Origin of the sequence: Bacteroides ilei, assembly GCF_900128495.1 — a bacterium.
In the GTDB taxonomy this organism is placed as follows: domain Bacteria; phylum Bacteroidota; class Bacteroidia; order Bacteroidales; family Bacteroidaceae; genus Phocaeicola; species Phocaeicola ilei.
On sequence record NZ_LT635801.1, the window covers coordinates 689,103 to 701,970 of the forward strand.

Sequence of the window (12,868 nt, forward strand, 5' to 3'; positions counted from 1 at the left end):
CTTTTATTTACCGCTTATAAGTATTCAGCTCATGCTTTTACGCAGTCGCCGGCCTATCCTTGCTACTGAATTTTATGATGCAAATTTACAGCATCGGGACGGACATCAAGTACCGCTCTGCTAATTTGCTTCTGAATTTGTCGGCAGCCTTCCACAAATCACAGATTGGGGTATTCCGTTAAATTCGTCTGCCATTTACTTGCCTTTACCATCCATTGAATGCTGTCGGTTGCATATAAAATTTCCTTCTGCAAGGAAGCCGGGAAAGCTTCTACAGGAAGGGAAAAAATGAAGTTTAACAATTTATTTTTTTTGTATTATGCACAGTAAGATTTTTCAAATTACCCAGAAACGTGTAGAAAAGGACTGTTATTTGAATGAGGATACTCTTATGCAGGGGGCAGGTAGTTTTTTTGACTATTGCGGAGAAATTGATGAGGAGGAACGTCAGTTACATATTGAAAATTTGGTGAATGGAGTATTGCCAAAAGGGATGTTTGAGTTTGTGTCCAAAGATACCATACGATACTTGGGGGGTGCAGATGAATGGAAACAAAACTTTGCCAAAGCAGTTCGCTTAAAGGCAGAAGACGTAATACCTGAGAAAGTACAAGAGTGGATTGGCCCGGTCTATCAGCTTGAGAAATTCCTTAAAAATCCTTTGGATACTGGCTATTGGTTTTACATGGATGAGAATGGCGTGCAGTCTTATGCAGAGCAATCCTACGAGTTCTTGCGTGAAGTTTGTGGTCTTGAGCCTGGTACATTGCTTTATATAGGTGGTGTTATTGATTATCATTTCTGATTTTATGTCATGTAGGTGGCTTGCTGGTATTCATTACCGGCAGGCTGCGTCTTAATTAGAGCAAGTACACTTTTATAGTTGCTTCCCCTTTTTATCTTTTTCATACTCTTCTTCCTTTTCTACATCTTTAGGAGAATCTCCGTATTTTGCAATAAACTCGCGTCATTTTGTTTTTTACTCAGCAAATGTACGGTGGACGGATGGCTGCCCAAGTACCGCTGTCGCTACATCGTCAAATTTTTCCGAAACTTTCCGGAATCACAGATTACGGTTTTTCATAAAATTTCATCCTCTGTTCCTTGTTTTTCATCCTTCTTTCCGCCGTGATGTTCGCACGTAAAAATCAACCTTTCGGCGAGTCTAAAGGCTCAAGATAAGGGAAATAAATAAACTTAATAAATATTTGATTATGGGAAAATATGATTTTATCAAGGAAGGAAATGTCTTGTTTTGGCACGACCCTGACAATGGACTCTCTGACGGTGTGTATCAAGTAGTTTCTGTGCCGGAAGTTATAGAGGACGATAGTATAATTCTTATTTCAGCATCAGGTTCTGAAGCGGAGGTTTATCCGACGGAACTGTCCCCGATAAATTCAGGCAGGAGTTACAAGGAAACATTCTTACGTTGGAAGGCCGAGCGTGAGGCAGACGGTAAGGTGTTTTATGACAGGCTTTCAAAGGTAATGAAAACGGACAGTAAAATGAAAGTCGGTGATAGGGTCATCTTTACAAACGATGCCGGTCTTGTGTACGGGCCTTATGAGGTGCTTGCTTTTGACAAGCCCGATAATGGCAGATCCCGGTGCGTATATATCGACCACGATTGCTATTGGCTTTCGGAAAGTCCCGACGATTTGCTGCTCGTTCCAAAAAAGAAGTACGTGATGACAAAGGAAGACAAATATCTTAGTAGGCTTTGCAAAAACATTATTGCTGGACGTTTTGATTGGCGTAAGTACTGTAGGCAACAGAGTTACTTCGGTCGTGAAATCTGTGTGACTCCATTGTTCTGCTCTTATGGGCAGGTAGGCTATACGGTTTACTTCCCATATTCCGGTATGCCGGATGTGGAATATGATTGGGAAATGAGAGAACTCACAATCGACGAAATGGATTATCGGAAATATTTTGAACAGGAGCAGGGGTGAAAGACAGAGAGGACGGGAAGGCACTCCCGTCCCTCTGTTTCGCCCCTCTGTTTTACCTTCTGAATCCGCTTCGTTCCATTTCTTCCTCTTCTTGGTATTCTTCCATACTTTCCAGCTTTTCATTCACTTCCGTCAGGTTGTCATCCAGCGCCTTATCATGGTTATACTCGAAGCTGTGCTGCACTGCCAGTCCCGAATTGGTTGCAGAGCCTACGTCCAATGTGTCTTTTTCCCTGTTATAGTTGATATACAGCACTTCGCCATTGGGCATCTCAAAGGCCGGAATATTCTTTTGTGATATTTCCGCAAATTGTTCTGCTACCATAGCTTTTGCCACCTCCTTTACGTCATTGCTGGCTCTGCCTATTCCATATCTGCGGATATGGTCACGTACTTCTTCTTCCGTATATTTCAGCATAATGTCATAGGTTCCACCTACGCTTCCGTTATACACCACGGCGAAGTTCTGGTCTTCAATCAGCAGGTCATCTCCACGATTCTGTAATGGTGATGAGTAAGTGTACTGTTCATCCATGCCGTTACCGTCATAATATTCTTTTGCAAGGGTTAGCAGACCGTTATAGTCCCCCTTGTCCTTCAGTTCTTCCAATTGCTTGGTATCATCCGCCATTTGCAGATAGGCTACAGATGCGTAATACATCTTTTCTTTTGGTGCTTCTGTCTGTTCCTGCTTTTCCGCCTTTTCTATTTCTATATCTCTGGCAATCTGGTCTATTTTCTGCGTAATCATGGATGATGCTTTCTTTACATCCATTAGCACAGTCTTAATGTACTGGGGGGACTCCTTCAGGTTATCCAGCCACGATTTCAGGTACGGACAGCTGTCTTCCTTGATATGCTTTGTAATGCCGTATCGTTGGGCTGTCAGTGCTCCGCATAACTCAGCCACAAGCTCCTCGTCGCTGTACTCCTTTGAACCGAATGCGGTCGGCTTAAAACGGTCTAGTACGCCTTCTGCGCCTGTCGAATGTCCCATTTCATGGAACAGGGTTCCATAAAATGATTCTCCGCTCTTGAACTGCACTTTCTCCGGAACGGTGATTTCGTTCTTGCTTATTGAATAGTAAGCATCATCCTGATGTCTCACATTGATGGGGCAGATCCACAGGTTGTCACGTATCATTCTGTCAGCCGGTTCAAAGCTGAACATTTCGCCTTCATGAACAAATGGGCGTCCGTTTTCCTGTTCCAGCTTTTCCCACAGTTCTGGACGAGCTTCTTTCAGATTTGTCTGAGCGACGTTAAACACGCGGAAAACCTGCATTTTGGGGTACACGTTATACTGTTCCTTCTCATCATTTGACAGACTCTTGTACTCATCATATTTGATCTTTTCCTTGGTTTCCTTGTGGATGCAGGTGAAGGTGGTCAGCATGACAGGAAACGATTTCTCGCCTTTCTGTACCGAAACCCGCGGCAATTCTTCACCGTCCTTGCCCGGCTTGTTCAGTCGCTGTACACAATCAAAGGTGCAGAACCTCGGTATATTGTATCCCTCTTTTTCGCAGTGAAACATGAGTAGGCTCGGTATGGGACGCCTTGTCGTCTTTCGGCGATAGGTTTCCCCATACCTGCCTCCAAACCGAACGTACATGTCTCCATGTATTCGGCTTTCCGTTGGTAATGTCAATTTTCTGTTAAACATAGCTTTGAATCAGTGTATTGCATTTTTCGCATACTGCCAATGTCTTGCGTCCTCTCTTCAGCATCAATCTATTCCACTCCGTATCTGCTTTCAGTTTACAGAGTGTTCTGACATGGTGCATTATCAGTGGCGCTTTATTTCCGCAAAGTTCGCACACACAGTTATTTAGCCTTTCTACAAGCGATGCCTGCGGCAGAAAATATGTATTCGGCATGTGGTCACATTCTGCAAAATCATTGACAGTTTTTCTTCTGAACCCCTCATTGTACAATACCCTGCACTTTTCTTGACCCTTGTTGTCCATATATCGGACAACAAAGTCCTGTCCTTCACGATAACGTTTCCATTCTTTACGCATGGTACTGTTATGTTTGTGTGCAAGAGTTTTAATGCAACTGCGTTTCATGATACCTCCGAAAGTACCTCCGACAGCTGAGATGTTATTGGCTATCGAATAGTAGTTATAGAACCCTCTTATTTCAAGGTTGTATCTGGCTATGATATCCTCCTCTTTCATGCTTGTTAGGAAACCTCTGGATTCAGCCCACCATATTTCTTTGCCATTGACTTGTTTTATTGCCATAGCATTCATAGCGAGCAGTTTCTCCCTTGCAATTTCAGTAGGGACATGTAGCCTTACATTTCCGTTGAACATTCGATTCGTTCTACCGAGGCTATTCTTTACCTTGCTTTCGGAACGTTGTACATAAATTTCATATCCGAGAAATTTTGCCTTGTCCTGTGCGTTTGTGATTAAGGTCTTTTCCTCAGACAGCTCAAGTTTTAGTTGTTCTTGCATGTACTTTTTGAGGTCTGCCTTTATCGCTTCACAGTCAGCTTTACTGCCGATAACCCCTATAAGGAAGTCGTCAGCATATCTCACGTATTTTAGTCGTCTGTACTGTTCATCCATGTCATTCCCATACGGGAGTTGTTGCATTTCTGTACGCATGTTTCTGATTTGCGAGATAAGGATTTTCCTTTTCTCCACGTCAGTTTCGGCGTTCAGTTTACGTTTCAGCGAGTTTCTTTTGTTGCAAATACGGTTGTAGGCTGGATTTACCCGTCTCTTGTTACCCTTGTCGAACCTCTTGGCATACTCGTTCATGAACTTATCAAACTTGTCAAGATAGATATTCGCCAGTATTGGACTGATGATTCCACCTTGAGGTGTTCCCGAATAAGTATGATTGAACTGCCAGTGTTCTACATATCCGGCTTTAAGGAACTTTCTAATCAAGCGAATAAAGCGAACATCGTTTATTCTTTCTTCAAGTATGCTTATCAGTACGCTATGGTCTATGTTGTCGAAGAATCCTTTAATGTCTCCCTCGATGAACCATTTAGCTCCGACAAACCTTTTCTGAATGCTTGATAGTGCGGTGTGGCAGCTTTTGAAAGGTCTAAACCCATGTGAGGTGTATTCAAAATACCCTTCATATATGGCTTCAAGTATCATTCTTACCACCTCCTGTACAAGTTTGTCTTCAAAGGAGGGTATGCCCAACGGACGCATTTTACCGTTCTTCTTGGGAATATATACCCTCTTTGCCGGATTAGGTTGATATGTCTCGTTTTTGAGACTTGCTATAAGAGATTCTATTCTTTGAATGCTCATTTGGTCAATGGTCTTGCCGTCAGTGCCAGGTGTCATATTGCCTTGCTTAGTGTAAATACGTTGATAAGCAACATAAAACATCTGTTCATTGAATAGATTTCGATACAGCCTTTCGAACCTGTAGCCCGAAACTTTGCTGTGTTCACATAAATTGTTTAATACTTGCTTTGGATTTCTCATAATGTCTCTCACATTATCCGTTGTTTGTATTAAAATTACCAACTGCTTCCCTTCGCCATGTACAAAGCTTTCCCTTGCTCAGACTACTACGGAAGCTCCGTTGCCATGTCGGGTATTCAGAGTCTTTACCCATAGCCTTTTGGCATCCCGATTTAGGCAATCTCCAGTTAGCACGCATAGTAACTATTGGCACGACAGATTGTCGGATGCGACTTTCGTTCTTTTCTTGCTTATCGCAAGTGCGTCGTGGTTGATACCTTTTGCCCATATTCCTAATGCTTTGGAATTGAGTACCACGAGAGGGCGTAGATATAACTGCCTTTCCGCCCACGCCACGCCTTATGCCGCTGAACTATCGTTGAACCAATGCAGGCTTCATCCTTATATCTGTCTTTCCCCCTCACGGAACTGTGTCGCATGACAGTTAGCCACACATTCCGTTTTACTGAAATGCTGTTTTCACCTTTTGCTTTCGCTCGGGGCTTATTCAGTTGGGAGTAGAACATATTGTATCCTATTCTAATCTCTTGCCACAGAGATATTTACTATGCGACCATTCTGGACGCACGCATCAACGCATTCATGCCGTTGTATTCGCGTCCGGCCAGATTACGGGGCCACTGGAGTGCTCCCTCTGTAAACCAGGGTTTTTTCCAGTCCTTACCGATGGTCTCCAGCTTTTCTATCATCATCTCAGCGAACAGGTCAAGAGCCTTGTCTTCGCTGTTCGGTCCGTCCGCATTGCGTTTCCTGTAACTTGCCATATCGTCAGTTGTCGTTAGATGCCGGAACGTATTGGTTTATCTCCTGACAACGGCATGTAATATCAACTTTGCCGTTATACAAGGAGAAATCGATTTCACCTTTTGCCTCTATTTTGGTAGCAGGCTGCAACCAGGATTCACGTTGTTTGTCGAAACAAAAGAATCTTACCCACAGGTATTCGAAATTTTCATTTACCTTTTCTGCGCTAAAGGCTGAAAAACTGAAGAACGGTTTGCCGTTTTTGTCCGTTCGTTCATCTACAGTTTTTCCAACTTTGCCGCGGAATGTGAGTTCCCCCTGCAGGCTGTCTGTGTCGCCTGCTCCGGCTGGTACGATACTTTCTGCCGACAGGTTGAAGTAAGTCTTGTCGCCCCTGTGTTTCGGTATCAGTACGCCTGTCACCTTTACACGCATACCGCTTCGCAGACGTGATGCTTCTTCCTGTGTACCGTCCATGCTGACGCTGATTTCCACTGTCCCGCTCTGGCCGTCCTTTCCTTGGATGGCGGTCTGTACGGTCATACTGACGAACTGTTTCCCTTCTTTTCCGTTTCTGATGATGGCATCACGGCTGATTAAGCCGCATACCGTTACATTACATTTGATCATAAAGTGTCTTGTTTATTAGTGTTACATGCCCACAGACCATGTATGTGCTGAATATTGATGTTGAATGCTGAAATGATTCTGTCTAATCGGGTGCACGGATTTTTATATAGACCATCCATGCGGCGATGGCTACCTGTACGGTTACGACGACTGCCGTACCTTTCCAGCCGACCAGCCGGTGGCATATCAGGATATGCATTGCCAGTGTGGATAGTCCGAGTACACATTTGCTTATTGTTATCACCACGCGTTTTGTCATGTCTTTTATGTGTTTGTTATGTCTATCTTTTCATGGTTTCCGTCTGTGTCTGCTGTTGCGACATGCCTTGTTCGAAATTACGGGAGGCGGTTTCCGAAAGAATTACGGTATTCAGCAGTCCGGTCACCCGCATCCGTTTGGCTTCTTCTGAAAGCTCGTTGTTGTTTAATACGGCAGACAGTCGGCTCAACTCGGCCGATGTCAGCTCGCGTGATATTTTCAGTTCGCCGTTATCTGCTTTCAGGATAGCCTTCCCGTTTTCTTCAATGCTCAGTTCACAAGTTCTCATGCCCGGCATCAGGGATGTCAGGTCAAGCCTGTGCCTGTCCATTGCAGCCGAGATTGCGGCATTCTGCTCTTCTTCGCTTTTCGCATCTATCTGCGTAGCTAATAGCATCAGTGATGTGAAAGCGGTCATCGCCATTTCTACGATGGGGTCATTGCATCCCGATATGCCGACACCGCTATCCTCCGAGGAAAGCAGTTTCTTCATCCAAGCATCAGGATTCATGGTCTTATCTATGTTTATGTTCTCGTTATCCCTGTACTTGGCTAGAAGGTCACTTCCGTTGTACATCACCTGCTGTTTTATATTTCCTTTTTGGGCGATCTCTGCTAGATAGGCCGCCGGATCCACCTCACGTTTCGTTCCGTCGCTGTATATGTTTGTCACACCGAAATGCAGATGCTCACCGGTTGTTCTGGTTCCCGTGTTTCCGGAGGTTCCGAGCCGTTGTCCTGCATTTACGCTGTCACCGGCTTTTACGGCGATGTCGCTCAGATGCATGTAGGTGCATTGTACCTTGTTCCCGTCCGGCCTACTGTATTCTACTGTTATCGTCTTACCTCCGCCAGAGTTCACATTATTGTTCACCGACACGACCTTTCCTCCGTTTTCCGTAGCCAGCACCGTGTCCCCCTTGCATCGTATGTCAAGTCCCTTGTGCATCTGCTGCTTCTCCTTGTTCATCGGATCCTGGCGCATACCGAAGGCCGACGTTACAAAGAGGAATTCCTTGCGTTCCACCGGAAATGAATACTTTTCTGCCGTTCCTGCCTTTTCTTCTCCGTGCAAAGGATTCTGCTCAATACCGAAATTTTTTCCCTGCGCGGCCATTTCCTGCATGACCTGACGATCGTATTTGTCAAGACCGTTATTTTCGATGATTTTCTGTAGTGTAGCTGCATAGTTTCCTCCAGTTGCATATCCGGCTTTTGCTATTCCTTCTGTCCATCCCTTATAGTCATCCGCACGGAGATTGAAGCACTCGGCATAGCGGCTGTTCTCTTTCAAAAATCTGGAATGATGTTCGAATGATTCGCCCACATTGTCATAGCTGCAGAATTTTTCGTTCGGCTTGTCATCTGTGTAAAGTCCGTATCGGCCACCCTGCGCAATCCAGTCGGGAGTAGCCTTGATCCCGAAGTGGTTATTCTCGTTCTGTGCCAGACGGCTCTGTCCGTTGCTGCTTTCCAGAATGCCTTGGGCAAGTGTCACGGATGCCGGTATGCCGTAGCGGCGCATCTGCTCCATGGCATACTCTGCATACTTGTCTGCATATTCTTTATTTTTCCCTGCCATATCCTTATCTTCTTAATGTTGTACGTTGTTCCTCTGATTCTTTGCTCCCGTCTTGTCCGGGCACTTGGCCTGTATCTCTGGTTGTGCCTTCGGATTGCCTCCCACCCGACATGCCTTCAGACTGTTGCGCGGCTTTGCCTCTTGCTTTCTCCAGTTCCGGAGCATCACAGATGACTACACGTTCACCGCCTCTGATCAGTTTGGGCAGGTACTCGTCCAGTTTATGATAAGGAAACTCTGCCGATTGTGCAAAGCCCCGTTCACTTCCTCCCGAAAGCTTTTTTACGATAATTCCCAGTATGCTGGCACCCTTTTCTGCATCTTCATTGTACATACGGTAAAAGTCACCCTTCCGTACCAATTGCAGGGCATCAGGATGTTTTGCCTTTATCCTGTCCCAGGATTCCCGCTGTGCAGACGTTTCATTCTGTATCGTCTTTTCAGCACTGTCTTTTGCGGTCTCAGTTGTCTGTTGTCTTTCGGCATCCTTTTCCTGTTTTTCTCCGGCGTGTTCTTCCTGCGTCTGTCCCTGTTGCAGTACGTCTGCAAACAGCGTTGCAGCCAGGTTGCGTTTATACTCATTCTTGTCCTCTGCCAGCCACATGCGTTGCCACTGCTGGGGAGTCATGCTTCTCGGTTGCATACGGTTGCCGTCTATGGTAGCCGCACACTGGATGCCGTCTTTCTTCGTCTTGAATACGCAGACCTTCTGTATGCGGTTCAGGTCTATATCCCTGGTGTCAGTACTGAACAGGTCCACCTTCAGGTCTGGTTTTATCTCTGCCAGTGCATAATACTTGTGTGCCAGCTCCATGCGTACCTTGTCGATGTCATCCATTGCCTGTTTCAGCGTGGTGAAGAAACGGTTCACATCCTCCTTGTCCGGATAAACGCTGTATCCCGGTTCATTCTCCGGTTTCAGATACAGGGCCCAGCGGTTCTTGTCATCCTGTACCATCTGTATCTTGTCAAAGCATTTTTCATTGGCTTGTTTTACGGCTGGAGTAACGTCCAGCGTAGAGAGTACTTCCATTGTCCAGTTTTTCAAACGGGCCAGCGACACTTGTTTTTCTGCGAAATACGCATCATCGGGTCGGTAGCCCAAGGCACCGTCCGGATTGAAGAAACGTACGTTTTCTATACCTTCCAGTCGCAAGGCACGTTCGATACGTGCTTTGTTCATGCCCGGAACCTCATTGTCCACCTCCGTAGAAGCGCCTGCAGGCAGTACCACGTCTGCCTTCTTGCCCTGACGGTCTATGACAAGCACGATGTTCTTGTCTTCCTTGTTCGGATATCTGCTGATTTCATCCGCTACAAAATAGTGCTTTGGAAGCTGGTCGCGCAGGTCAGTTGTCTTTTGCCGGTTACGCAAAGTGGCATATTCTATTCTTTCGCCTTTCTCCGCTTTGTGAATCACCTCAAGGGCGTTGTTCACGTCACTTTCCAATGCGTCTATCAGAATAGGGTTTTCTTTGAGTTCCCTGTTCCAGTAGTCTGCCATCTTCATGCTTTCTTCCGTCAGTCGTGCCGGCAGGCCAAGTTCCAGCATCTTGATTCCGGATGCTATTTCTACTACCAGCCTTTCCTGTTTCAATGCATCTTCCGAAGGTGGCATCCCGTTTTTCATCACCATACCTTCTCGTGCAAGTCGCTGCTGGTGGCCGGTGGCACTCACAATCTGACGAAGGGCTTCCTGTATATAGTCATGGTAATGTTTGAAATCTCGCTGTCGGGGCATATACACCGCGTCACGGTCTGTCTCATAGTGGGGCATACCGCTTCCGTCCGAACGTACAGGGACAAGATACTCGCGCATTTTCAGCAGGAAATCGTTGAATCGGATGTGCAGCTTGCGTTCGTCAGCCTCCGAATATCCTTTCTCCGTGATGCCGCCGTCGGTCTTCAGAGCAAGGTCGTAGCCCCTTTCGTCCACAGAGGGAAATGTCGTCTGATCGATGTTGAACAGGGTGCGTATTTCACGGTTGTGAATGCCTTTGTACTGTTCCTTTACTTCCGGTTCCAGCAGGAGATAATCCCTTCGGGTGATAATATCCTCCGGGTTGTTGCGGTTCACATAGCGGTTCCAGTTGTAGTAGAGGAACGGGACTCCCTGCTCATGTTCCCTTACTGATGTGCCGCGTGCCTTGGCATCGGTGTACAGGGTGAACAGATTTGTCTTGCACCCTTTGCTGTCCGAATGCAGGGCCATAAACAAGGCGTTGAACGGACTGGCCGAGACTCCTTGCGGGTAGAGTCTCGGATAGTGCTTACCGGCTGCATTGAGCCAGTGGCCGTTGGCATCCGAAGCGCTGCTCAATGCCGACGAAAGCAGTTCTACTTGCTTTTGTGCGGCATTCTTCTCTATTTGCGACTTTTCTTTCATATATTGGATGTGTTTGTGTTGTTGATTTTCTGCTAGTTTTACTGGATACCTCTGCTTCTGGCCGCTGATTCCTGTTGGCTGCTGTCGTAATTTTCCGCAGCCATCTGACGCAGTCTGTCACTTTGGGCCAGTATGGCGTTGGCCAGTGTGTTCAGAGGCACTGCGCCGCTGCGGTAGGCATCCGCTACTGTCGGACTGATTTGTATGGTGCAGGGCACACGATCTATCGTGGCAATTAGCGTGCAGCCCTGCAATACCGGATTTGCGATACGTGGATTCAAAGGTTCGTCCGCGTACCGCTTGTATTGCAGGTTTCCGCTTTCTTTACGGGAATATCCGTTATCCTCGTTCTGTTGGTTTGACAGGGCCTCCTTACTGGCCTTGTTCAGCAGATTGGCACCGCCAAGTCCCATGAGAAGTATTTTCAGCAGCGGGTTTCGGACAAACAGTCCGGCTACAATGCTGGCTATCGGCAGAAGGTTGTCTTTCAGTCCGAGGGATTTCGTTTTTCCGGTAAATAGTCCCAGCAGCATATCCGGCAGCATGGCAATGATATAGCCCAGATTACCGGCTACTTTTCCCATTCCGTCAAGACCGAAAGAGCGCAGAAGACCGTCCCATCCGTTTATGTTGGTTTGTTCAGCTTGGCTTTCCGTCTTTTCCCGGGTTTCGATAGCTGTTTCGACATCCTCCGCATTTTGTCCGGTATATCCGTCGGTCTGTGTTTCAGTATTATTCTTTGTCTGTTCCCTTTCAGCTTCAGCTTTTTCCTTCAGCATTTCCTGTTCTTTCAGGTAGGCATCCTCATATCCCGGGGCTACCACAAGGGGGACGTCTTTGTACTGATCTTTACGTTCTTTTCCCGGCATACTGTAGTTCTTCATCCATACCGGTTTTTCATTTTCTTTTTTGCTCCAATCCATAAAACCAAAATTGATGACAGGTATTTTGTTTCTCAGCTGTCCGTTGACTTGGGCAATCAGTGTATTTTCCTTGGCTGGAATCATGGTCGCTTCCTTACGGAAAATGTCGAACACATTGTTCTCCTTCCCGAATACGCCTTTGCTGATACATTCCTCTACGGATTTTTCCCGGGGAGTATCAGGCATAAGGCTGTCGGCGGCAGCAGTCAGTGCCACATCCATACCCACGAATCTGGCAAGAGAGGCCCACGAGCCGGCACCTCCCAGCATAATGGCGTCAGCCGAAGCGCCCAGTACATTTCCGGCACCCTTTTCCAGCGTACTTGGATGATAGGCAGCCTCACTGCGTGATTCTATCTCTTCGGCCAGCGGCGAACGTCCCAGTGTCTGGGCCAGTCCCAGCAGACTCGATTGTCCGGCCTTTCGGATAATGTATTCGGCCGATGACTTGGGTATCCGGTCGTTCACCAGCTTGTCCACCATCAGTTGGTCCATCCGGTAGTCCAGATAGGCATACGCCAGATCACATCCCAGTTTCTCAGAAAGGGCATCGTAACGCTTACGTCCGATTTCCGCCACTACGGTTTCACGCCACCGACCGGCCATACAAGCCAGGTCACGCTGGATGTCATCCGAGGCCAGAATGCGTTCCTTACACATTCCGATATACTCTTCCGTAGTCTTTGAGTTCCATTCTCCGGTCAGTTTGAGTGTCTGGTATGGATCTCCTAAAGGTTGTCCTGCAGTTGCCATCATACCGAGAATACCGCTGACCGAGGTAGAGTATTCCTTCATTTCCTCCACCTGCTTACGGTTAAGATAAGCCTGCGTTTCATTCATTACCGGTACCAGGTAACAGCGGAAATAACTGCTTGCAAGAGCCTCCATTTCCGCAAACCGTCTGCTATTGATTCCGTCCATATCT

At 46.6% G+C, this 12,868-nt stretch carries 9 protein-coding genes and 2 pseudogenes; 3 read left to right on the forward strand and 8 right to left on the reverse strand.

The features are described from left to right. Positions 1-319: 319 nt before the first annotated feature. The 3 genes and pseudogenes from BQ7489_RS02915 to BQ7489_RS17260 all read left to right on the forward strand — a co-directional run bounded on the left by BQ7489_RS02915 (position 320) and on the right by BQ7489_RS17260 (position 1,955). The gene (locus BQ7489_RS02915) at positions 320-805 is read left to right on the forward strand and encodes a hypothetical protein (RefSeq protein WP_071150207.1); all 486 of its coding nucleotides are present in this window, start codon (positions 320-322) and stop codon (positions 803-805) included. Between the two features lie 409 nt (positions 806-1,214). After that, positions 1,215-1,673, forward strand: a pseudogene (locus tag BQ7489_RS02920) (hypothetical protein); the annotation flags it as partial. Positions 1,674-1,691: 18 nt separating this feature from the next. Continuing rightward, on the forward strand, positions 1,692-1,955 hold the full coding sequence (locus tag BQ7489_RS17260) for a hypothetical protein (RefSeq protein ID WP_083381060.1): 264 nt from the start codon (positions 1,692-1,694) through the stop codon (positions 1,953-1,955). A 52-nt stretch (positions 1,956-2,007) separates the two neighbouring features. Here the strand turns inward: BQ7489_RS17260 and BQ7489_RS02925 are convergent, their stop codons facing one another. The 8 genes and pseudogenes from BQ7489_RS02925 to BQ7489_RS02960 all read right to left on the reverse strand — a co-directional run bounded on the left by BQ7489_RS02925 (position 2,008) and on the right by BQ7489_RS02960 (position 12,864). Further along, positions 2,008-3,570 carry a zincin-like metallopeptidase domain-containing protein gene (locus BQ7489_RS02925; RefSeq protein ID WP_239496915.1) on the reverse strand — a complete coding sequence of 521 codons (1,563 nt, stop codon included), beginning with the start codon at positions 3,568-3,570 and terminating at the stop codon, positions 2,008-2,010. Positions 3,571-3,613: 43 nt separating this feature from the next. Beyond that, on the reverse strand, positions 3,614-5,419 hold the full coding sequence (locus BQ7489_RS02930) for a reverse transcriptase/maturase family protein (protein WP_071150798.1): 1,806 nt from the start codon (positions 5,417-5,419) through the stop codon (positions 3,614-3,616). 569 nt (positions 5,420-5,988) lie between these two features. Next, positions 5,989-6,183: pseudogene (locus BQ7489_RS02940) on the reverse strand (ArdC family protein); the annotation flags it as partial. A 4-nt stretch (positions 6,184-6,187) separates the two neighbouring features. Next, positions 6,188-6,793, reverse strand: coding sequence for an OB-fold nucleic acid binding domain-containing protein (locus BQ7489_RS02945; protein ID WP_071150205.1), 606 nt, complete (start codon positions 6,791-6,793; stop codon positions 6,188-6,190). An 82-nt stretch (positions 6,794-6,875) separates the two neighbouring features. Continuing rightward, complete coding sequence (locus BQ7489_RS17630) at positions 6,876-7,052, reverse strand: hypothetical protein (RefSeq protein ID WP_162841933.1); 177 nt, start codon at positions 7,050-7,052, stop codon at positions 6,876-6,878. 22 nt (positions 7,053-7,074) lie between these two features. Continuing rightward, a complete protein-coding gene (locus tag BQ7489_RS02950; protein WP_071150204.1) occupies positions 7,075-8,634 on the reverse strand; it encodes a glucosaminidase domain-containing protein in 1,560 nt (519 codons plus the stop codon). 4 nt (positions 8,635-8,638) lie between these two features. Next, complete coding sequence (locus tag BQ7489_RS02955; protein WP_071150203.1) at positions 8,639-11,020, reverse strand: MutS N-terminal domain-containing protein; 2,382 nt, start codon at positions 11,018-11,020, stop codon at positions 8,639-8,641. Between the two features lie 38 nt (positions 11,021-11,058). Continuing rightward, positions 11,059-12,864 (reverse strand): hypothetical protein, encoded by a 1,806-nt coding sequence (locus BQ7489_RS02960; protein WP_071150202.1) that lies wholly within the window; start codon positions 12,862-12,864, stop codon positions 11,059-11,061. Positions 12,865-12,868 lie beyond the last annotated feature (4 nt).

Coding starts and splice junctions, on each gene's coding strand:
- BQ7489_RS17630 (WP_162841933.1), bottom strand. CDS start 7,052: ATGACAAAACGCGTGGTGATAACAATAAGCAAATGTGTACTCGGACTA.
- BQ7489_RS02955 (WP_071150203.1), bottom strand. CDS start 11,020: ATGAAAGAAAAGTCGCAAATAGAGAAGAATGCCGCACAAAAGCAAGTA.
- BQ7489_RS02950 (WP_071150204.1), bottom strand. CDS start 8,634: ATGGCAGGGAAAAATAAAGAATATGCAGACAAGTATGCAGAGTATGCC.
- BQ7489_RS02945 (WP_071150205.1), bottom strand. CDS start 6,793: ATGATCAAATGTAATGTAACGGTATGCGGCTTAATCAGCCGTGATGCC.
- BQ7489_RS02930 (WP_071150798.1), bottom strand. CDS start 5,419: ATGAGAAATCCAAAGCAAGTATTAAACAATTTATGTGAACACAGCAAA.
- BQ7489_RS02925 (WP_239496915.1), bottom strand. CDS start 3,570: ATGTACGTTCGGTTTGGAGGCAGGTATGGGGAAACCTATCGCCGAAAG.
- BQ7489_RS17260 (WP_083381060.1), top strand. CDS start 1,692: ATGACAAAGGAAGACAAATATCTTAGTAGGCTTTGCAAAAACATTATT.
- BQ7489_RS02960 (WP_071150202.1), bottom strand. CDS start 12,864: ATGGACGGAATCAATAGCAGACGGTTTGCGGAAATGGAGGCTCTTGCA.
- BQ7489_RS02915 (WP_071150207.1), top strand. CDS start 320: ATGCACAGTAAGATTTTTCAAATTACCCAGAAACGTGTAGAAAAGGAC.